General features: G+C 75.2%; 17 protein-coding genes and 1 riboswitch. Of the genes, 8 read left to right on the forward strand and 9 right to left on the reverse strand.

The features are described from left to right. Window positions 1-312 precede the first annotated feature (312 nt). On the forward strand, window positions 313-1,383 hold the full coding sequence (locus ACIRS1_RS11475) for an NlpC/P60 family protein (RefSeq protein WP_387899857.1): 1,071 nt from the start codon (window positions 313-315) through the stop codon (window positions 1,381-1,383). 142 nt (window positions 1,384-1,525) lie between these two features. On the opposite strand, the gene ACIRS1_RS11480 is transcribed toward ACIRS1_RS11475, so the two are convergent. From ACIRS1_RS11480 to ACIRS1_RS11495, 4 genes are all read right to left on the reverse strand, one after another. Next, window positions 1,526-2,425, reverse strand: coding sequence for a M56 family metallopeptidase (locus ACIRS1_RS11480; protein ID WP_402838607.1), 900 nt, complete (start codon window positions 2,423-2,425; stop codon window positions 1,526-1,528). Next, on the reverse strand, window positions 2,422-2,790 hold the full coding sequence (locus ACIRS1_RS11485) for a BlaI/MecI/CopY family transcriptional regulator (RefSeq protein WP_387900023.1): 369 nt from the start codon (window positions 2,788-2,790) through the stop codon (window positions 2,422-2,424). The genes ACIRS1_RS11480 and ACIRS1_RS11485 overlap by 4 nt, the downstream gene beginning before the upstream one ends. Window positions 2,791-2,976: 186 nt before the next feature. After that, entirely contained in the window at window positions 2,977-5,742 is a 2,766-nt protein-coding gene (locus tag ACIRS1_RS11490; RefSeq protein WP_402838609.1) for an FtsX-like permease family protein, read from the reverse strand. Beyond that, the gene (locus ACIRS1_RS11495) at window positions 5,739-6,500 is read right to left on the reverse strand and encodes an ABC transporter ATP-binding protein (protein ID WP_360214770.1); all 762 of its coding nucleotides are present in this window, start codon (window positions 6,498-6,500) and stop codon (window positions 5,739-5,741) included. The genes ACIRS1_RS11490 and ACIRS1_RS11495 overlap by 4 nt, the downstream gene beginning before the upstream one ends. A gap of 167 nt (window positions 6,501-6,667) precedes the next feature. Next, a riboswitch (M-box (ykoK) riboswitch) is annotated at window positions 6,668-6,844 on the forward strand. A gap of 355 nt (window positions 6,845-7,199) precedes the next feature. Here ACIRS1_RS11495 and ACIRS1_RS11500 point away from each other — a divergent pair. The 3 genes from ACIRS1_RS11500 (at window position 7,200) to ACIRS1_RS11510 (ending at window position 10,429) form a co-directional block, all read left to right on the forward strand. Next, the gene (locus ACIRS1_RS11500; protein WP_402838610.1) at window positions 7,200-8,864 is read left to right on the forward strand and encodes an NRAMP family divalent metal transporter; all 1,665 of its coding nucleotides are present in this window, start codon (window positions 7,200-7,202) and stop codon (window positions 8,862-8,864) included. 69 nt (window positions 8,865-8,933) lie between these two features. Next, complete coding sequence (locus ACIRS1_RS11505; RefSeq protein WP_360214764.1) at window positions 8,934-9,668, forward strand: MgtC/SapB family protein; 735 nt, start codon at window positions 8,934-8,936, stop codon at window positions 9,666-9,668. 80 nt (window positions 9,669-9,748) lie between these two features. After that, on the forward strand, window positions 9,749-10,429 hold the full coding sequence (locus tag ACIRS1_RS11510; protein ID WP_402838612.1) for a YoaK family protein: 681 nt from the start codon (window positions 9,749-9,751) through the stop codon (window positions 10,427-10,429). Between the two features lie 62 nt (window positions 10,430-10,491). Here the strand turns inward: ACIRS1_RS11510 and ACIRS1_RS11515 are convergent, their stop codons facing one another. Further along, window positions 10,492-11,151, reverse strand: a complete 660-nt coding sequence (locus ACIRS1_RS11515) for a hypothetical protein (RefSeq protein ID WP_402838614.1) — start codon at window positions 11,149-11,151, stop codon at window positions 10,492-10,494. A gap of 432 nt (window positions 11,152-11,583) precedes the next feature. Between ACIRS1_RS11515 and ACIRS1_RS11520 the strand changes: the two genes are divergently transcribed. From ACIRS1_RS11520 to ACIRS1_RS11530, 3 genes are read left to right on the forward strand one after another with little or no spacing between them, the layout of a single operon-like run. Then, complete coding sequence (locus ACIRS1_RS11520) at window positions 11,584-12,108, forward strand: PadR family transcriptional regulator (RefSeq protein ID WP_360208132.1); 525 nt, start codon at window positions 11,584-11,586, stop codon at window positions 12,106-12,108. Then, on the forward strand, window positions 12,105-12,791 hold the full coding sequence (locus ACIRS1_RS11525) for an ABC transporter ATP-binding protein (protein ID WP_402838616.1): 687 nt from the start codon (window positions 12,105-12,107) through the stop codon (window positions 12,789-12,791). Before ACIRS1_RS11520 ends, ACIRS1_RS11525 begins: the two co-directional genes overlap by 4 nt. Beyond that, window positions 12,788-15,022, forward strand: a complete 2,235-nt coding sequence (locus tag ACIRS1_RS11530; RefSeq protein WP_402838618.1) for an FtsX-like permease family protein — start codon at window positions 12,788-12,790, stop codon at window positions 15,020-15,022. Before ACIRS1_RS11525 ends, ACIRS1_RS11530 begins: the two co-directional genes overlap by 4 nt. 143 nt (window positions 15,023-15,165) lie before the next feature. Here ACIRS1_RS11530 and ACIRS1_RS11535 read toward each other — a convergent pair whose 3' ends face one another. Further along, window positions 15,166-15,615 (reverse strand): NUDIX domain-containing protein, encoded by a 450-nt coding sequence (locus ACIRS1_RS11535; protein ID WP_360208124.1) that lies wholly within the window; start codon window positions 15,613-15,615, stop codon window positions 15,166-15,168. Between the two features lie 20 nt (window positions 15,616-15,635). Further along, window positions 15,636-17,144 carry an SDR family NAD(P)-dependent oxidoreductase gene (locus ACIRS1_RS11540; protein ID WP_387899845.1) on the reverse strand — a complete coding sequence of 503 codons (1,509 nt, stop codon included), beginning with the start codon at window positions 17,142-17,144 and terminating at the stop codon, window positions 15,636-15,638. Between the two features lie 279 nt (window positions 17,145-17,423). On the opposite strand from ACIRS1_RS11540, the gene ACIRS1_RS11545 reads away from it, so the two are divergent. Beyond that, the gene (locus ACIRS1_RS11545) at window positions 17,424-18,863 is read left to right on the forward strand and encodes a GuaB1 family IMP dehydrogenase-related protein (protein ID WP_360208121.1); all 1,440 of its coding nucleotides are present in this window, start codon (window positions 17,424-17,426) and stop codon (window positions 18,861-18,863) included. 108 nt (window positions 18,864-18,971) lie between these two features. Here ACIRS1_RS11545 and ACIRS1_RS11550 read toward each other — a convergent pair whose 3' ends face one another. Both ACIRS1_RS11550 and ACIRS1_RS11555 read right to left on the reverse strand, forming a co-directional pair. Next, window positions 18,972-19,361, reverse strand: a complete 390-nt coding sequence (locus ACIRS1_RS11550; RefSeq protein WP_402838621.1) for a DUF3224 domain-containing protein — start codon at window positions 19,359-19,361, stop codon at window positions 18,972-18,974. An 86-nt stretch (window positions 19,362-19,447) separates the two neighbouring features. Beyond that, window positions 19,448-20,536 carry a PP2C family protein-serine/threonine phosphatase gene (locus ACIRS1_RS11555; protein ID WP_402838623.1) on the reverse strand — a complete coding sequence of 363 codons (1,089 nt, stop codon included), beginning with the start codon at window positions 20,534-20,536 and terminating at the stop codon, window positions 19,448-19,450. Between the last annotated feature and the right edge of the window lie 275 nt (window positions 20,537-20,811).

The following is a 20,811-nucleotide window of genomic DNA, read 5'->3' on the forward strand; positions in this document are numbered from 1 at the left end:
GGCGCGCAGGAGGGGCGACCCGTGTGACCTTTCCCTCGATTTAGCGGACCGTTAGCACTCCGGGCGGCGGGGAGTGCCGTAGCGGGTGGCACCCGAGGTCAGAGGTGGTGTCGCGGGTCGTGGGAGGGGGTCGGGGGCGGGGGTCGCGGAAGGGGGATTGCGGAACCCCGCGGGTCATCTATTAAGTTACTTCGAAGAAGGTGGGTGGGGAGCTCCTCCCCCGTGCGCCCCCGTGCGCCCCCGCCCGTCCTTCACCCTGCTCCGGCCGCTGCCGGGGCCGCGCCCTGACCCCCCTGAAGGAGCCCATCGCCCATGGGAAAGCGCCGCAAGCCCAGCCCTCCGAGCCGGGCACGCCTGGCGGTCCTCACGACGGCCGTGGCCGGCGGCGCGGTGTTCGGCGCCGGCACCGCCAACGCCGAGCCCACCCCCAGCCTCGCCTCCGTCAAGGAGCAGGTGGAGCAGCTCAACGAGGAGGCCGAGCAGGCCATCGAGCGCCACAACGGCTTCCAGGAGAAGCAGCAGAAGCTCCAGGGCGAGGCCAACCGGATCCAGGAGAAGGTGGCCCGCGGGCAGGAGGCGATGAACGAACTGCGCACCCGGCTCGGCGCGGTGGCCGCCGACCAGTACCGCAGCAACGGCATGGACCCGTCCTTCCAGCTGATGCTCGACTCGGACCCGGCGGGGTACCTGGAACGGGCCGCGGTGCAGAACCAGGTCGCCGGCTCCCAGGCCGACCTGCTGAAGCAGGCCCAGGGCGAGCAGCGCAAGCTCGACCAGGACCGCGCCGAGGCCACCGCCACCCTCGCCGCGCTCGACTCGGTGGGCGCCCAGCTGGCCGAGCAGAAGAAGGACATCCAGACCAAGCTGGCCGCGGCCCAGGCGATGCTCAACAAGCTCAGCGCCGAGGACCGCGCCAAGATCAACGCCCAGCAGTCCGCCGAGAAGGCCAAGGCCGAGGCCCAGCGGGCGGCCGCCACCGACCGTGCCTCCCGCTCCGCCGAGCGCCCCGACATGAACGCCCCGGCGCCGCCCGCCGGCGGCCGGGCCGCCGCCATCGTCCAGTTCGCCTCCGCCCAGCTCGGCAAGCCGTACGGCTGGGCCAAGAGCGGCCCCGCCAGCTTCGACTGCTCCGGGCTCACCAGCTCCGCCTACCGCGCGGCGGGCGTGACGATCTCCCGGACGTCCCAGGCGCAGTGGAACGACGGCCCGCACGTCGACCGAGCCAACCTCCAGCCCGGCGACCTGGTCTTCTTCTACAACGACCTGCACCACGTCGGCCTGTACATCGGCGACGGCAAGATGATCCACGCCCCGCGCACCGGCAAGAACATCGAGGTGCTGCCGATCTCCGCGATGCCGTACATGGGCGCCGTCCGGCCGTAGCCCGCCCGGCGGGTCCCGCCGGGCCGGGACACCGCGCGTCCCCAAGGCCCGTCGGGCCCCGAAGCCCGTCGGGCCCCGAAGCCCGACGGACGCCGGGGCCCGACGGACGCCGGGGCCCGACGGACGCCGGGCCCGTCGGTTCCTACGGATGCGGCGCGCAGGCCAGCAGGTAGGGCAGCAGCGGGGCCGCCAGCACGGCGGTGCGCCAGGCGAGCCGGTCGCGCCGGTGGGCCGGGCCGGGCCGGGCCAGCCGCTGGACCCGGGCCAGGACGCCGGTGGAGGCCACCGCCAGCGTGGCCTCCGGGGGCCCGGCGGACGTGGCCAGGACGCAGAGCGCGGAGGCCAGTTCGGTGCGGGACGCCCGCGCCAGCGCCGCGTCGTCGGCCGCCATCTCCAGCAGCAGCGCCACCTGCGCCCGCCCGAGCCGGGCCAGCGGCAGCCGGCCGAACAGCAGCGCGAAGGTGTCGGCCGGCAGCCGGAACAGGTGGTGGCGGCCCCGGAGGTGGCCGTGCTCGTGGGCCACGGCCGCCGCCAGCTGCCGCTCGTCGAGCAGGCGCAGCGCCCCGCGGGACAGCACCACGCGGGAGCGGCGGCCCGGCAGACAGTAGACGGTGGGCCGGGCGTGCTCCAGCACCAGGGCGTCCCAGCGCCCGTCCCGGACGGCGACCACGTCCAGCAGCGCCCGGTGCCGCCGCCGCACCCGCCCGGCGCGCACCCCGGCGGCCGCCACCACCGTGCCGGGCACGGCCCCGGCGGCGGCCAGCAGCCACCAGTCGTGGGTGTGCGGGAGGACGGGCCCGGTCGGCTCGGTGTGCGGGAAGAGGCCGACCAGACCGGCCGGCTCGTGGGCGAACGGCTCCACCGTGTGGTGCGCCGCGAGCAGCAGCGCGACCAGGAACGAGGCCATCAGCGCCAGCCAGAGCGCCGCCGCGGCGGTCGGCCGGGTCTGGAGCCGCGCCTGGAGCCGGGCGGAACGGGTGAGCCACCGGGGCAGCAGGGCCCCGGTCACGGCCAGGTGGAGGCCGAGCAGCGCCAGGGTCACGCGGTGCCCCGGTCCTTCACCTGCTCCAGCGCCGCCAGCAGGGCGGAGGCCTCGTCACCGCTGATCCCCTCGACGAAGTGCAGCAGTGCGCCGGCCCGGTCCGGGGTGGTCTCCAGGGCCTGGTGCATCAGCTGCGCGGTGTACGCCTCCCGGGTGCAGGCCGGCTCGTACACCCAGGCCCGGCCGACCTTGTCCCGGCGCAGCCAGCCCTTGGTGTGCAGGATGTCGGCCACCGTGGTGACGGTGGTGTACGCGACGGGGCGCTGCCGCTGCAGGTCGTCCACGACCTCGCGCACAGTGGCCGGCCGGCCCCAGGACCACAGCCGGTCCATGATCTCGGCCTCCAGATCGCCCAACCCGCGCAGCACCGCCGGGCCCTCCCTCGTCAGCCGCGGGCGCCTTCCGCCCGCCGAACCCGCCCATGGTACGGGCGCCCGGTGCGGGGCGCCCGCCGACTCCGGCGCACGGCGGCGGCGCGCGCCCGCCCCCGGCGGACGGGGACGGGCGCGCGGGGACGGACCGGAGGGGACGGCCGGCCGTTCAGCGGCCGGTCAGGAGAGCCGCCGGCCCAGCCGGACCCGCGACCGGGTGAGCAGCGCCGCGAGCAGCCCGGCCAGCACCGGCAGCACCAGGGTGATCAGCAGCAGCTGCCCCCACGGCGCGGTGATCAGCGCAGGCTTGGCGCCGAAGCCGCTCGCCCGGGACTTCAGCAGCCCCACCGCCGGGACGAAGCCGTTGACCGCCCCGAGCAGCGCCCCCAGCAGGGCGATCAGGGCGCACTGCAGGCCGGCCAGGGTCCGCCGGATGCCGGGCGGTGCGCCGACGGCGGCCAGGGTGGCCTGGTCCTGCCGGGAGTCGGCGGCGGCCAGGCCGGTGGCGATCCCGGCGGCGCCGAGGACGACCAGGGCGGCGAAGCCGCCGAGCGCGAGGGTCTGGGCGTCACCCTTCGGCTGGTAGCCGCGTTCGACGTCCAGCTGGGCGGCGCGGTCCAGGCGGATCGCGGCGGCCTCGGCGCGCTGCTGCGCCTTGCGGTCCGGCGGGGTGGCGGGCAGCCAGAGCGAGCCGGTCGGTCGGGCGTCGAGTCCGAGGGCGGGCAGCGCGGAGGGGAGCACCAGGGCCTGGCCGTAGCGGGCGGCGTCCGGGGCATCGACGAGGGTGGCGTCGACGGTGACCTCCTGAAGGTCCGGCTTGGGGATCTCGCCGGGCTTGAGCGGGGCGCCGCCGCCTCCGCGCAGCTCGAGCACGGCCTTGCCGTCGCCGGCCAGCAGCTCGGGCGCGAAGACGAGGACCCGGCCGGCGGCGAGGGCCCGTTCGGCGGCCGGGTCGTGGACGCCGAAGCGGGCGCGCAGCACGGTGGCGTCGCCGGCGGCCAGCCGCGGCGGGCCGGTGGGCGTGCGCTGCTGCCCGGTGTCCTTGAGCTGGACGAGGCTGGAGCAGTTCGGGCAGAACCGGTAGATCGCGTCGGCGAGGTCGGCGCGCGCGCCCAGCCCGGTCAGTTCGCGTTCCGTCTCGGAGCGCAGTCGGGCGAGCTGGTCGCCGTCGGCGACGGAGCTCAGCTGGACGGCGCCGTACGGGGCCTGCGGCCGGTAGTCGCGCCGGTTCTCCGCGTCGGTGCTGGTCGTGTAGACGCCGATGGCGACGGAGCCGGCCACGGCGGCCATCACCGCGGCGATCGCCGGGGCGGTGCGCGAGCGGTGCCGGGCCGAGTCGCGCAGGGCGAGCCGGGCGGTGAGCGGCATCCGCCGGGCGGCCCGGCCGACCAGCGCGACCAGCACCGGCGTGCAGGCGAGCAGGCCGAGTTCGGCCGTGACGGAGCCCGCCAGCACGGTGAGCGTGCGGGTGTCGTAGGTGCTGACCACGGGCAGGCCGCGCGGCACCGAGGCGGCGCCGTAGAGCGCCAGGGCCGCTCCGGCGGCGAGCATCAGCAGGCCGAGGACGGTGACCCGGCGGTTCGGGGGGCGCACGGTGTCGCGGTCGGCGAGTCCGGCGGTGATGCTTCGGCGGGAGGCCTGGAGGGCGGGCAGCGCGGCGGCGAGGAGGGCGGTGGCGAGCCCGATCCCGGCGATGGCGAGCAGGTCCAGCGGCGGCGCCGCGAAGTGTCCGAAGCGGGAGCCCCCGATCCGCTCGATCCACGGGCGGAGCGCGGCGACCAGTCCGATGCCAGCGGCCACGCCGACCGCCGCGCCGACCAGTCCGAGGACGAGGCCGCCGCCGAGCACCACCGCGCCGACGTGCGACCGCCGGCCGCCGGCGGCGCCGAGCAGGGCGAGCTGACGGCGGGCGCGGCGGGCGCCGACCGCGAAGGCGGGCCCGGCGAGCAGGGCGACTTCGAGCAGTCCCATGCCGGTGACGGTGGCCACCACGACCTTGGTGGTGTTGCCGGCCGCGGCGTCGGCGGTGCGGTACGCGTCCCGGTAGTAGGGGACGGCGCCGCGCGGCGGCGGGTCGAGCGCGACCGAGCGGGCGGTGAGGGTGAGGCCGTGGGCGTTGAACTCCTGCACCTTCGCCCAGTCGAGGCGGGCCCCGGCCGGGAGGCGGACCAGCCAGGCGCCGGGCCCGGCGTCCCGCCGGTCGCCCCCCGGTGCTCCGGCGGCCGTCCCGGTGGGTTGCGCGGGCGGTGCGGCGGCGGCCAGCTGGTCGATCAACCCGCCGGGGAGGGCGACGAGTTCGACGCGGCCGAGGTCGCCCGGGTGCTCGACGACGCCGGTGATGGTGAGGGTCGTGCCGGGCAGCCCCTGGAGGGTGGTGGTGGCGCCGGTCGCGAGGCCGGCGCGGTCCAGGAAGGCCCGGGTGGCGGCGACCTCGCCCGGTGCGCTCGGGGCGCGGCCGCCGGTCAGGTCGAGCCGGCCGTGCCAGAGCGGGTCGCTGAGGTCGGCTTCGGCGAGGAGGGTGCGGACCAGTCCCTCCGGCGAGGTCGCCCCGGTCTCCGGGCCGGAGCGCGCGGGGGTGAGGGTGCTGCCGGGCGGCAGCAGGGCGGTGGCCAGGGCCAGCGGGCCGGTGGTGGCGGCCCTCTGCTGTTCGGCGGTCGGTGCCGCGCCCTCGCGGGGTCCGACGGCGAGGCTGCCGTCCTCGGCGATCGGGGCCTGTTCGACGGTGCGGCCGGGGGAGTGGGCGGTGACCAGGGCGTCCGCGCCGCCCACCACCCGCTCGACCCGTTCGGCCGGGCTGAGCTGTCCGCTGCGGTGGACGACGTCGGCGCCGGTGACGCCGAGGACGGGCAGCGCGATCATGGCCGCGATCAGGGCGCTGCGGCCCTTGGCGCGGACGGCGTCGCGGCGGGCGATGCGCAGTGTGACCCGCCACGCGCCGAGCCTCATCGGGCCGCTCCCCGGACCTCGCGGCCGACCAGTGGCCGGACGTCGGAGCCGCGCACGGTGGTGGTGGCCTCGACCGCGCCGTCCCGGAGGTGGACGACGCGGTCGGCCCAGCCGGCGTAGCCCGCTTCGTGGGTGACCATCATGGCGGCGGCGCCGGCGTCGCAGCGGGCGCGCAGCACGGCGAGGACGGCCTCGCCGGTGGTGGAGTCGAGGGCGCCGGTGGGTTCGTCGGCGAGGACGAGGCGGCGGTCGCCGATCAGGGCGCGGGCGATGGCGACGCGCTGCTGCTGGCCGCCGGACATGTCGTCGGGGAAGCGGTCGGCGAGCTCGGGGATGCCGAGCTCCTCCAGGGCGGCGTGCGCCTCGCGGCGGGCGGCGCGGGCGGAGAGGCCGTCGAGTTCGCGGGGCAGCGAGATGTTCTCGGCGGCGGTGAGCGCCGGGATCAGGTTGTAGTCCTGGAAGACGTAGCCGATGGAGCGCCGCCGCAGGTCGGCGAGTCGGCGCCGGCCGAGGGTGCCGAGGGTGACCCCCTCGACGACCACCTGGCCGCTGCTGGGGGCGTCCAGGCCGCCGGCCAGGGTGAGCAGGGTCGACTTGCCCGAGCCGGACGGGCCCATGACGGCGACGAACTCTCCGGGTCGGACGGCGAGTTCGACGCCCCTGAGGGCGTGCACCTCGGCCGCGCCGCGGCCGTGCACCCGGGTGACGTCGGCCAGGTGCAGGACCGGCGCGGGACTGTTCGGATCGGTGTGGGACACACTTCCCCCTCGTGCGCTGTTCAGCGGAATATGTCGCTGAACTATATATGCCGGAGAGGCGAGCGTGTAGGCGGTCCGGGTCGGTCAAGGTTCTACAAAGGTGTAAAAGTTCGGCTCCGGAACCGCCCCCTGGCCGCTGAAGAGGGGCTATGCTTGCCGAGGTTTGCAAGGCACCTCGTTCGGTGAGGCGTCTTCACGGACACAGGCCACTGACCCGACGACGTCGAGAGACGCCCAGGTTCAGGACAGGTCTTCCCGAGTTAAGGGTTGACCCCAAGTGGCTTCCGACCCGCCGGGCCGGACACGCCGTGGAGTGCCAAAGCTCTGACGAGTTGGGGTGTGCCGGTCCCGTCGCGGGCGCCGGTCCGCTCCTTGCCGTGTCGCGATGCGGCGCACGTACGGTGCGCCCCCGGCCGGGAGGAGGCGAGAGACATGGACTGCAGTAGTCCGGGCCATAGTCGCCCCCACCCCCGCATGCTCTCGATCACCTCCGGCACGCGCTGACCGACCCCCCTGTCGCACACCACCTCTGACGTTTCGTCAGGCGCCCGACCGCGCCCTGACGCAGGCGATCGGACGCACCGTCATGCCCGCACGGCCGCCGCCGCTCAGCGCCGCCGTGCGGTCCGGTGCCGTGCCCGCAGGGGCCCCGCCGCATGCCCCGGCCCGCCCCCGCGCAGGGGGCAGGGAGGACCCGTCATGACCGACACGATGCTCGACCCGACCGTCCCCACCGCCGTGCTCGACGACGCCCACACCGGCGACATCAAGGGCGCGCTCGGCACCATCCGACTCGACGACACCACCCCGCGCCACGCGCTCTCCGCCCGCTTCAGGACGCTGCTCGCCGTCATCGGCCCCGGCCTGATCGTGATGGTCGGCGACAACGACGCGGGCGCCTTCTCCACCTACGGGCAGGCCGGCCAGAACTACGGCACCCAGCTGCTGTGGACGCTGCTGCTGCTGGTCCCCGTGCTGTACGTCAACCAGGAGATGGTGCTGCGGCTCGGCGCCGTCACCGGGGTCGGCCACGCCCGGCTGATCCTGGAGCGCTTCGGGAGGTTCTGGGGCGCCTTCAGCGTCATCGACCTCTTCCTGCTGAACGCGCTGACCCTGGTCACCGAGTTCATCGGCGTCACCCTCGCGGCGGGCTACCTCGGTCTGCCGAAGGCGGCCTCGGTGGTGCTGGCCGCCGCCGTCATCATCGCCTCGGCCTTCACCGGCTCCTTCCAGCGCTTCGAGCGGGTCGCCGTCACCCTGTGCGCGGGCTCGCTGCTGCTGGTGCCGGTCTACTTCCTGGTCCACCCGAAGACCTCGCAGATGGCGCACGACCTCACGGTGCCGAGCATGCCCGGGGGTTCGGGACAGCTCGCGGCCGTGATGCTGGTCATCATCTCCATCGTCGGCACCACCGTGGCCCCCTGGCAGCTGTTCTTCCAGCAGTCGTACGTCATCGACAAGCGGATCACCCCACGGTTCATGACGTACGAGAAGGTCGACCTGTGGATCGGGATCGTCGTCGTGATCGTCGGCGCCGCCGCGATGATCGGCATCACCGCCGCGGCCTTCGCGGGCACCGACGGCGCGGGCGGGTTCTCCGACGCCGGTGCGGTGGCGCGCGGCATCGAGGCCAGGGCCGGCCACCTGGCGGGCGTGCTGTTCGCCGTCGCGCTGCTGGACGCCTCGATCATCGGCGCCTTCGCCGTCTCGCTCTCCACCGCCTACGCCATCGGCGACGTCTTCGGGATCCGGCACTCGCTGCACCGGGGCGTCAAGGGCGCCAAGGGCTTCTACGGCATCTACGCCGGGCTGGTCACCGTGGCCGCCGCGATCACCCTGCTGTCCACCGAGTACACCCAGGGCCTGATGACCCAGTTCGTCCAGGTGCTGGCCGGCGTCCTGCTGCCCTCCGCCACCGTGTTCCTGCTGCTGCTCTGCAACGACCGCGAGGTGCTCGGCCCCTGGGTCAACGGGCCGCGGACGAACGCCTTCACCTCGGCCGTGGTGGGCGTCCTGGTGATGCTGTCGCTGATCCTCACCGCCTCCGTGGTCTGGCCGGACATCAGCTCGCGGGCGATCCTGTGGATCATGACGGGCTGCGGCGTGGCGGGCGTCCTCGTCGCCGGGTACGCCTTCGCCGCGGGCCGCCCGGCCTGCGCGGAGGGCCCGGCCGAGCGCGCCGGCGGCCGGGGGCGCCCGGGGCCGGAGGCCAGGGGCGAGTGGCGGATGCCGCCGCTGGACACCCTGGCGAAGCCGGTGATGTCCACCACCCGCAAGGTCGGCATGGGCGCCCTGCGCGCCTACCTGCTGCTGGCGATGGTGATGGTCATCATCAAGATCGTCCAGACCGCCCTGGGGCACTGAGCCCAGACCGCCCCGGCGGGCGGGCAGCAGCCCGCGGCCCGTCCGCCCCCGAGCGAAGGAGGTGCCGTCGTGCACACCCTGACCACCGTCGACTTCCTGGTCCGGCTCGCCACCGGTATCGCCTGCGGCGCGCTGATCGGCATCGAACGCCAGTGGCGGGCCCGGATGGCCGGCCTGCGCACCAACGCCCTGGTCGCCGCCGGGGCGACCCTGTTCGTCCTGTACAGCGAGGCCGTCGTCGACGTCGGCAGCCCCACCCGGGTCGCCTCCTACGTCGTCTCGGGCATCGGGTTCCTCGGCGGCGGCGTCATCCTGCGCGACGGAGCCGGCGTCCGCGGCCTCAACACGGCGGCCACTCTGTGGTGTTCGGCGGCCGTCGGGGTGCTCGCCGCGGCCGGCAAGCTCGAACTGGCCGTCCTCGGCACCCTGGCCGTGCTCGCCGTCCACCTCGTCCTGCGCCCGGCCGGGCGGCTGCTCGACCGGGCGCCGCAGTCCGGCAGCGACCCGGACTCCACCAACCGGGCCACCGTCCACGTGGAGTGCGAGCGCACCTCGGAGACCCACATCCGCGCCCTGCTGCTGCAGGCACTGGCCGCCTCCGGCCTCGCCCCCACCGGCCTGCGCGCCCGGCGCGCCGACCACGGGGAGGCCACCAGTCTGCGCGCCACCGTCGCCGTCACCGGACAGGTCGCCCCCGCCCTCGAACAGGTCGTCAGCCGACTCTCCCTCGAACCCGGCGTCCGCGACCTGCACTGGCACCTGGAGGAGGAGCCCGACGACCCGGACCGCCCGGCGCTCGCCTAGCCCGAGCCCGGAGACCGGGACGGCCCGCGGAGCGGAGGTACCGTCACGCCAACGACCCAGCAACGACACCGGGAGGTCCGATGCCCACACCCGACCCCAGGCACGGACCGCTCGTGCCGATGCTGCTGGTGCTCACCCTCGTCACCGGCGTGGTGGACGCGGTCAGCTACCTCGAACTCGGGCACGTCTTCGTCGCCAACATGACCGGCAACGTGGTCTTCCTCGGCTTCGCCCTGGCCGGCGCCCCCGGACTCTCCGCCACCGCCTCGCTGGCCGCCCTCGGCGCCTTCCTGCTGGGCGCGCTGGCGGCCGGCCGCCTCGCGGAGCGGCTGCCCGGCCACCGCGGGCACCTGCTGAGCACGGCGGTCACCGCGCAGGCGGTGCTCGTCGCGGCGGGCACCGTCCTGGCGGCCGTCGCCGGGCACGGCTCCGACCCGGTCCGCTACACCCTGATCGGCCTGCTCGGCTTCGCGATGGGCGGGCAGAACGCGGTGGTGCGCTCGCTCAAGGTGCCGGACCTGACCACCACGGTGCTCACCATGACCATCACCGCCCTCGCCGCCGACCGCGCCGGGCCGCGCCGACTGGCCTCCGCGGCCTGGATGTTCGCCGGTGCGCTGCTCGGCGCCGTGCTCGTCCTGCACGCCGACGTCCCCGCCGCGCTGGCCCTGGCGGTGGCCCTCCTGGTCCTGGTCGCCGCGCTCACCCACCGGGCCGCCCGGCCGCACGCCGCGCCGCCCGGCTGGACCGACCCGCTCTGAGGCGCAGGCCCGGTCCGCATCGGGCCGGGTCGGGCCAGGTCGGGCCGAGTCCTGGCGTCGGGTCAGTCGTCCTGGCGGTGGCCGGCGCGGCCGCTCCAGAGGGGTTCGAGCCGGGCCCAGTCGCGGCTCCAGGCCTCGTCGGTGCGGCGCTCCAGGGTGTGCAGGCGCAGCCTCAGGGCGAGGACGAGCAGGGCCAGCAGGGCGAGCAGGGCGCCGAGGCCGGTGCAGGCGGCCGAGACGGCGATCGCGGTGCGGTCGAGCGGGGGCCCGGTCGGCTCCCCGGCCCGGTCGACCCAGACGGGCAGCACCGACCCGGCGGTGGTCGCGCGCGGCGCCTGGACGGTCCCGGTGTGCGGGACGCCGTCGGGGGACGTCCAGCGGGCCTCGACGTCGACGCGGTCGTGGTGCCTGCCGCCGAAGCGGCTGCCGGAGACGGCGCGGTGGTCCTCGGGGACGCTCAGCACGACGGCGTCCACGACGCGCAGCAGCCCGCGGTCGGCGTCGGCCCGGGGAACGGCGGTCCGGTAGCCGACCAGGGCGCCGCCGGCGGTCAGCGCCAGGGCGAGCAGCGCCCCGAGGAGGGTGGCCAGCCAGGCGCGGGAGCGGGCCCGGTCGACGGGCCGGAGCAGGGGGTCGGTTCCGGCGCCGAGGGCCCACCGCAGCCGGCGGCCGGTTCGCCGCAGGGGCGAGGCGGGCCGGGCCGGGCGCGGTGAGTCGGGCACGGTGACGGCTCCTCGGTGGCGTCGGGGCGGAACGGCGGTGGCGCCCGCCGGAGTTCTTCACCCAATCTCCCCCGGTGGACGCCCGGGCACAAGAGTCGTGCGGGCTCGTACCACCGGGACCATCGGGACCACCGGCCCGGGCCCGCGCCGGACGGGCCGGGACCACCGGAGCGGTCGAGGGCCGCCCGCATCCGGGACGTTCGGCCCTCGGCAGCCGGTGCGCGTCCGGGGCAGGCTTGGTCCGGCCGCCCCCTCGTGCCGGGGCGCGGCCGGGTCCGGTCGACCGTGGGGGTGCCGGGCCGGGTGCGGTGCAGGGGTCGGACGTGGGGCCGCCTCCTGCCCGCCGCGCCCTCTCCTCCGTGTTTCCGCAGCTCATGGGCGTATTCTCGCCAGCTATACACTCAGAGTATACGCCTGGGGTATGGTCTCCCCATGAGTGTTCCTTTGACCCTGTTGGGGCTGCTGGAGCGAGAGCCGAGCCACGGCTACGACCTCAAGCGCGACTACGACGAGTTCTTCGGGCGGGGGAAGCCCTTGCCGTACGGTCAGGTGTACGCGACCCTCGGCCGACTGGCCCGGGACGGCAAGGTGGTGGCCGGCGAGGCCGAGCCCGGCGACGGGCCCGAGCGCAAGCGCTACGTGATCACCGAGGCGGGGGTGACGGAGTTCGAGACCTGGCTCAAGGACCCGGTCGCACCCGAACCCACCCTGCAGAGCACGCTGTTCACCAAGGTGGTGCTGGCCCTGATGCTGGGCCGCGACGCCGAGGAGTACCTGGACACCCAGCGCGCCGCCCACCTGCGCCGGATGCGCGAACTCACCGAACTGCGCCGCAGCGGCGCCCTGGTGGACGCGCTGCTCGCCGACCACGGCCTGTTCCACCTGGAGGCGGACCTGCGCTGGATCGACCTCACCGCCGCCCGCCTGGACGCGCTCGCCGAGGCGGTGCGCCCGTGACCGCCGTGATCGAGGCCCGCGACGTCACCCTCGCCTTCGGCGAGACGCCCGCCCTGCGCGGGGCCAGCCTGTCCGTGGCGGCCGGCGAGGTGCTCGCCGTCATGGGCCCCAGCGGCTCGGGGAAGTCGACCTTACTGCACTGCCTGGCCGGCATCCTGGTGCCGGACGCGGGCGAGGTGCACTTCAACGGGGAGCGCCTGGACACCATGCCCGAGTCCCGCCGCAGCGCCCTGCGCCGGGACGCGTTCGGCTTCGTCTTCCAGTTCGGCCAGCTCGTGCCGGAGTTGACGGCGGAGGAGAACGTCGCCCTGCCGCTGCTGCTGAACGGAGTGCGGCGGGCGTCCGCGCTGGCCGAGGCCCGGCCCTGGTTCGCCCGGCTCGGCCTGGACGGCATGGAGCAGCGCCGCTCCGGTGAGCTGTCGGGCGGTCAGGCCCAGCGCGTCGCCCTGGCACGCGGCCTGGTGGCCCGTCCGCAGGTGCTGTTCGCCGACGAGCCGACCGGCGCGCTGGACTCGCTGACCGGCGAGCAGGTGATGGAGCTGATGGTCGACTCGGCCCGCGAGCAGGGCACCACCGTCATCCTGGTCACCCACGAGCCGCGGGTCGCCTCCTACGCCGACCGCGAGGCCGTCGTGCGCGACGGCCGGGCCCGGACGATCTCCGCCGGCGCGGTGGCCCGGTGATCCTCTTCTCGCTCCGCCTGGCCGTCAGCGGCGGCCGCGAGGCCGTCGCCCGCCTGGTCATGATCGCGGCCGCCGTGGCGATCGGCGTCGGCCTGCTGCTGTCCACGCTCGCCGGCGTCAACGCGATCGGCAAGGCCAACGAGCGCCAGCACTGGATGAACACCGGGACGAAGAGCCGCACCGACACCGCCCCGGTCGACCCGCTCTGGTGGTACGCCCACGACGACTACTACCAGGGCCGGAGGATCTTCGAGGTCGACGTCGCGGCCACCGGGCCCACCTCGCCCGTCCCGCCCGGCCTGGACCGGCTGCCGGCGCCCGGCGAGTACTACGCCTCACCCGCACTGGCGAAGCTGCTCCGCGACGTCCCGGGCGTCCAGCTCGCGGACCGCCTCCCGGGCCGGTCGGCCGGCGTCCTGGGCGACGCCGCACTGCCCTCCCCGGACACCCTCACGGTGATCGTCGGGCGCACCGCCGAGGAGGTCGCGGCCGCGCCGCGGGCCACCCGGGTCACCACCATCGCCACCGGCGTCCCCGCCGAGTGCGACAGCGACTGCTACGGCGAGGGCGTGCGCGGCGACGCGATGACGCTGATCCTCTCCACGGTGGCGGGCGCGCTGATCTTCCCGGTGCTGATCTTCATCGGCACCGCGACCCGGCTGTCCGCCGCCACCCGCGAGCAGCGCTTCGCCGCGATGCGGCTGGTCGGCGCGACCCCCGGGCAGATCTCGGTGGTCTCGGCGGTCGAGTCCACGGTGGCCTCGGTGATCGGCACCGCCGCCGGCTTCGGCCTCTCCTACGCGCTGCGCCCGCTGGTGGCGGCCGTGCCCTTCACGGGGGACCGCTTCTTCGCCGGCGACCTCGGGCTGGGCGTGCCGCAGGCCCTCGGGGTGGCCCTGGGCGTGCCCGTCGCCGCGGCGCTGGCCGCCCGGCTCGCCCTGCGCCGGGTCACCATCTCGCCGCTGGGCGTCTCCCGGCGGGTGACGCCGAAGCCGCCGCGGGCCTGGCGGCTCGTCCCGCTGGCGCTCGGCCTGGCCGAGCTCGGGGTCTTCGTCGGCCACCGGCCGGCCACCACCGACGGGCAGACCGCCGCCTACCTCACCGGCTTCCTGCTGGTGATGCTCGGGCTGGTGGTCGCCGGACCGTGGCTGACCATGGCCGCCGCCCGGGCAGTGGCCCGGCGCACCAGCCGCCCGGCCGCGCTGATCGCGGTGCGCCGGCTCGCGGACGACCCGAAGGCCGGGTTCCGCTCGGTGGCGGGCCTGGTGCTGGCGCTGTTCGTCACCACGGCGACGGTCTGCATCATCGGCACCATCAACGACAACCGCGGCGCCCTGAGCGGCGATCCGAAGACCCGCGCCTCGGTCGTCCACACCTCCCGGGACATCCTGGACCCGCAGGCGATCGAACGGGTGTCCGACGGCCTGCTGGCGGACGCCCGGGCCGTCCCCGGGTTCCGGGGGCTCGCACTGGCGCACACCAACCCGACCGGGGTCGGCCGGGACCCGTCGGACCCGCCGCGCTTCGCACCGGCGCTGGTGCTCTGCTCGGAGCTGGCGCAGGTGCCGGTGCTCGGCCACTGCGCCCCCGGGGCGAGCGTCGCGGCCGTCCCGGTGTTCCAGTTCGTCAGCCTGCACGCGGCGGCCGAGGAGCAGGAGTGGCCGGCCGTGCCGGTCCCCGCGGAGGAGGTCGCCGGGCTGCCGGTGAAGATGATCTACGCGACCACCGACGGCTCGTCCGCCGCGATGGAGCAGCTGCGCACCCTCTTCACCAGGGCCTATCCGACCTACCAGGCCCGGATGGTCCAGGACTGGGGCACCGCCTTCCAGAAGGAGCTCGCCGGCTGGCGCCAGCTGGCCGACGTGGTGCTGCTGACCACCCTGCCGATCGCCGGCTGCAGCCTCGCGGTCAGCGTGGTGGCCGGACTCTCCGACCGCCGCCGGCCGTTCGCGATGCTGCGGCTGACCGGAGCCCCGCTGGGGCTGCTGCAACGGGTGATCGGCCTGGAGAGCGCGCTGCCGCTGCTGCTGGTGTCGGGGGTGGCCATCGGGACGGGCTTCGCGGCGGCGGCCATGTTCCTCAAGTCGCAGATGGAGTACGACCTGGTGTCGCCGGGCGCGGTCTACTACGGGCTGACGGCCTTCGGGCTGCTCGCCTCGCTGGGGATCATCGCCTCGACGCTGCCGTTGCTGAAGCGGATCACCGGGCCCGAGGCGGCCCGCAACGGCTGACGGTCGCCACGGGGCCGGGGTCGTCCCCGCGACGGCTGACCCCGCCGTGGGCCATACTCCGGCCGCGACGGCCGGTGCCCCGGGACCACAGGGGAGTCCCGGGGCACCGGCGCGTCCCGTGCCCGGACGGCCGCGGCGCGCCGTCAGCCGACCGGGTAGCCGTGCGTCCCCGGGCGGCGGGTGACGCCGGCGCCCGGCAGCCAGCTGTCCAGCACCAGCCCGGACGGGTAGAACATCGGCTCCGGCAGGGCGTCCACCGGGAAGCGCTCCCAGCCGCCGCAGGCGTGCGGCTCGGTGACGACGGCCTCGGCCAGGCTCGGCGGCGCCAGCACGGCGGCGGTCAGCCGGGGCCGGCCGAGCTCGTGGTCGAGCAGCAGCGCGAGCACCCGCATCTCCCCGGCGGCCAGCACGATGCCGGTCTCCTCGGCGAGCTCCCGCGCCGCGGTCTCCTCGAAGGACTCGCCCGGATCGACCTTCCCGCCCGGAAGGCTCCAGGTGGGCGGTTCACCGGCGGTGGTCCGACGGCCGATCAGGACCCGGCCGTCGCCGGTGGGCACGATGATCCCGGCGCCGAGCAGCGGTGCGTGGGTCAACTCGCGTTCTCCTTCGGTGGTCACCAGTTGGAGCGGTCGTAGTCCTTGAGGAAGCAGCCGTACAGGTCCTCGCCCTGCTCACCGCGGACGATCGGGTCGTACACCCGGGCGGCGCCGTCGACCAGGTCGAGCGGGGCGTGGAAGCCCTCGTCGGCCAGACGCATCTTGTCCGGGTGCGGCCGCTCGTCGGTGATCCAGCCGGTGTCGACGGCGGTCATCAGGATGCCGTCGGCCTCGAACATCTCCTGCGCGCTGGTGCGGGTGAGCATGTTGAGCGCGGCCTTGGCCATGTTGGTGTGCGGGTGGCCGGCGCCCTTGTAGCCGCGGTGGAACACGCCCTCCATCGCGGAGACGTTGACCACGTACTTGCGGCGCGAGGCCGAGGCGGCCATCGCCGGACGCAGCCGGCTGATCAGGATGAACGGCGCGGTGGAGTTGCAGAGCTGCACCTCCAGCAGCTCGATCGGGCCGACCTCGCTGACGGTCTGCACCCAGCTGTTGGTGGGTGCGAGATCGGGCACCAGGCCGCCGGCGTCGATCGCGGTGCCGGCCGCGATCCGGTCGGGCGTCGCCGAGCCGGTGACCAGGGCCAGCGAGGTGACGTCCTCGGCGGCCATCCGCCGGTCGTCCTCGCCCGCCTGGTGGGGGAGCGCGGGCAGGTCGACGCTGCCGCTGCCGAACCGCCCGATGGTGGTGGACTGCGGCAGTTCGCCGGCCGGCAGCGGCGCGGACTCGGCGGCGATCAGCTCGCGGTAGGACTCCGGCGGGCGCCGGACGGTCTGCGCGGCGTTGTTGATCAGGATGTCCAGCGGGCCGTCCGCGGCGACCTCGTCGGCGAGCGCCAGGACCTGGGCCGGGTCGCGCAGGTCGATGCCGACGACCTTGAGGCGGTGGATCCAGTCGGCGCTGTCCGGCATCGCGGTGAAGCGGCGGATCGCGTCGTTGGGGAAGCGCGTGGTGATGGTGGTGTGGGCGCCGTCGCGCAGCAGCATCAGCGCGATGTACATCCCGATCTTGGCCCGGCCGCCGGTGAGCAGCGCGCGCTTGCCGGTGAGGTCGGCCCGGGCGTCCCGGTGGGCCCGGTTCTTCGCCGCGCAGGGCTGGCACAGGTTGTGGTAGAACGCGTCGACCTCGACGTAGCGTCCCTTGCAGGTGTAGCAGGAGCGGGGCCGCTCGAGGATGCCGGCGATCTCGGTGGTGGTGGCCGTGGTCAGACCGAAGGCGCCGGCGGTCTCGTCGTCGATCCGGGTGGGGGCGCCGGTGGCGGTGCGGGCGGTCACCGCACGGTCGTTGGCGGTCTTGCGGGCCCGGGTCTCCTGGCGGCGGCGCTGCTTGAGGGTGCGGAACACCCCGCCGACGGCCTGGCGGACGGTGATCGCGTCCGGGTGGTCGACGTGCAGTCCGTCGAGCTCGGCGAGCACGTCCAGGCAGAGCCGCAGGCGCTCGGGGTCGAGGCCGGGACCGTAGTCGATCTCCTCCTCGGTGTCCGTGCCGCCCTGGTCCTGCTCGATGTCCACGCCCGCCGTCATGCCTGTCGCCGCTTCCCGATCGCCTCGCCGTTACCGCGTGAATGCTACGGGAGTGGCCCAGGCCGGGGCGAAAGGCCGATCTTTTGGATGATCCTCCATGTCTACGCGCGGAGCTTTGATCATGGTTTGTGCACAGCGCCAGCAATCGCCCCCGAACTGGCTTTTGCCCCCACCGTCCCGGAGAATCGAACGTTGGGTGCGGGGCGCCCGAGTGCGCCCCGCGGCACCGCCGCAACCGCACCCGAGGTGTAATTTCTCCCAGCCAGAGAGCCCCCCTTCATGCGCTTCCTGAACGACCTCAAGCCCTCGTACGACCTCACGTACGACGACGTCTTCATGGTCCCCAGCCGTTCCGCCGTGGGCTCCCGGCAGGGCGTCGACCTCTCCTCCAACGACGGCACCGGCACCACCATCCCGCTCGTCGTCGCCAACATGACCGCCATCGCCGGCCGCCGGATGGCCGAGACCGTCGCCCGCCGCGGCGGGCTGGTCGCCATCCCGCAGGACATCCCGACCGAGGTCATCGCCGAGGTCGTCTCCTGGGTCAAGCAGCGCCACCTGGTCTTCGACACCCCCATCACCCTCGCCCCCGGCGCCACCGTCGCCGAGGCGCTGTCGCTGCTGCCCAAGCGCGCGCACGGCGCCCTCGTGGTCGTCGAGGACGGCCGCCCGGTCGGCGTCGTCAGCGACTCCGACTGCCAGGGCGTGGACCGCTTCACCAGCCTCGCCGACATCATGTCCCGCGACCTGCTGCTGCTGGCCGAGGACGTCGACCCGCGCGCCGCCTTCGAGAAGCTCACCGAGGCGCACCGCAAGCTCGCCCCCGTCGTCGACGGCGACGGCCGGCTGGTCGGCATCCTGACCCGCAAGGGCGCGCTGCGCGCCACCCTCTACACCCCGGCCGTGGACGCCGCCGGCAAGCTGCGGATCGCCGCCACCGTCGGCATCAACGGCGACGTCGCCGGCAAGGCCAAGGCCCTGATCGAGGCCGGCGCCGACGTGCTGGTGGTCGACACCGCGCACGGCCACCAGGAGTCGATGATCAGCGCGCTCCGCGCCGTCCGCGGCCTGGACCCGCAGATCCCGATCGTGGCCGGCAACGTCGTCTCCGCCGCCGGTGTCCGCGACCTCGTCGAGGCCGGTGCCGACATCCTCAAGGTCGGCGTCGGCCCGGGCGCCATGTGCACCACCCGGATGATGACCGGCGTCGGCCGCCCGCAGTTCTCCGCCGTCCTGGAGTGCGCCGCCGAGGCCCGCCGCCTCGGCAAGCACGTCTGGGCCGACGGTGGCGTGCGCCACCCGCGCGACGTCGCCATGGCGCTGGCCGCCGGTGCCTCCAACGTGATGATCGGCTCCTGGTTCGCCGGCACCTACGAGTCCCCGGGCGACCTCCAGACCTCCGCCGACGGCCGCCAGTACAAGGAGAGCTTCGGCATGGCCTCGGCCCGCGCCGTCAGCAACCGCACGGCCCAGGACTCCTCCTACGACCGCGCCCGCAAGGCGCTGTTCGAGGAGGGCATCTCGCACTCCCGGATGTTCCTGGACCCGGCCCGCCCCGGCGTCGAGGACCTGATCGACTCGATCATCGCCGGCGTGCGCAGCTCCTGCACCTACGCGGGCGCGAACAGCCTCGAGGACTTCCACGAGAAGGCGATCATCGGCGTCCAGAGCGCTGCCGGCTACGCCGAGGGCAAGCCGCTGCACTCCAGCTGGGCCTGATCGACCGACCACCCCGCCCGCGGCCGGCCGACCCCGTACCCCCGGGGCCGGCCGGCCGCGGCCGTTCGCCGCCGTTCGCCGCCGGCGCCCGGGCCGTCCTGCTGCCGGTCAGCCCAGCTCGTAGTCCAGGACGTAGCGGTGGGTGCCGTCCTCGGCGACCGTCAGGTGGAACTCCCCGGTCAGACCGGCCAGCTCGCCCGCACCCGTGCCCGGCACCACCCGGACCGTCGTGTCGCCGGTGTCCCACGCCGAGTGCTGCAGGACGAACGAGCCCTTCCGCCCGTCCAGCTCGCCCGTCACGTGCTCCACCGCGACGTACGAGGCGGGGGCGCCCGACGGCCCCCCGACCGAGAGCATCCGCACCTCGCTGCCGCCCGACAGGCCACCCGTGAACGCCTTGGCGATCCGGATCCGGCCGAAGGCGGCCCCCTCCCGCTCCTCCGTCTCGACCGGCTCGAACGCCGTCACCTCGAACGACCCGCTGGCCCTGCCACCCATGGCACCGTCCCCTCGACGATCCGTCCCGCCCGGCGCCCCGCCGGCCGTGCACCGAGCCTTGCACACGGCACTGACACCGCCGCCCTTCACGACTCCCAGCGGATCGCGAGCAGTGCCGCGTCGTCGGTCAGACCGGCGGCACCGACCCACTCCCCGACGTCCGCGAGCAGTCCGTCCAGCAGGTCGGCCGGGCTTCCCGCGGGCAGCCCCGGAAGCCGGTCCTCCAAGGGGTAGAAGACGCCCCCGGCGCCCCGCGCCTCCGTCACCCCGTCGGTGTGCAGCAACAACAGGTCCCCCGGGCGGGCCTCGAACCGGCCCGCGGGGTACCCGCCGCCGGTCAGTCCCAGCAGCCCCAGCGGCGGCGCGGCCGCCGGCGGCGCCAGCGCGCTCACCCGGCCCTCCCGGCGCAGCAGCGGCGGCGGATGGCCGCAGTTCACCAGAGCGACCGGCTCCCGCCCCGGCGGCACCGACAGCAGCAGCGCGGTGGCGAAGCGCCCCTCCCCGGGGCGGGCGGCCAGCGCGGCGTCCAGCCGCTCGGCCAGCCGCCCGAGATCGGCCTCGGTGCGGGCCGCCTCGCGGAACACCCCCAGCACGTCCGCCGCCGTCTCCACCGCCGGCAGGCCGTGCCCCTGCACGTCCCCGAGCAGGATGCGCACCCCGTGCCGGGTCTCCACCAGGGCGTAGAGGTCCCCGCCGATCCGCGCCTCGGCGGCCGCGGCGACGTAGCGCACGGCGACCCGCAACGGCCCGATCCGCTCCGGCGGCGGGCGCAGCAGGGCGCGCTGCGCCGCCTCCGCCACCGTGCGGACCTGGAAGAGCTCCCGCTCCCGGGCCGCCACCAGCACCACGTTGGCGGCGCTGGCCAGCGTCGCGGCGAGGACGGTGATCAGTGCGGTGAGGTGGACCTCGGTCGGCAGCTCGGTGTTGGTGGTCTCCAGCAGCCCGACGGCCACCACCGCCAGCCCGCCCGCCGCCAGCGGCACCCGGGCACTGCGGGTGGTCGCCCCCGCCAGCACCGGCGCCACCGCCAGCACGGGGGACAGCGTCGTCCCCGGCCCGCTGACCAGATCGGCCACCACGGCGGCTACCAGCAGCAGGAACGCGCAGAGCAACAGCAGCCGGGTGCGCCGCGGCAGGTGCAGCGGCGGCATCCCGTCCGGTCCGTCGGCGCGCACGTGTCCTCCCGGTTGGAAAGGGCCCCACCCGGCTGGAAAGGGCCCCACCGTCCACTCTCTCCGGGCTCCCCACGGGCGGCACCTCGGGCCGGCCGGGGCCGCACGGCGGGCGTCTCGCGGACCGGCCGCCCGAACCGGCGTCGCGGACCGGCCTCGCGGGCCGGCCGCCCGACCCGCCGACTAGATGATTGATGCCAAGGGCTCGCTGGCGCGCATGACATGAAGCGAGGGAGTCCAAAGATCGGTTGTGACGCCTGATCTGGACTCCCTCGCGA

The organism is Kitasatospora sp. NPDC101176 (assembly GCF_044768035.1).
In the GTDB taxonomy this organism is placed as follows: domain Bacteria; phylum Actinomycetota; class Actinomycetes; order Streptomycetales; family Streptomycetaceae; genus Kitasatospora.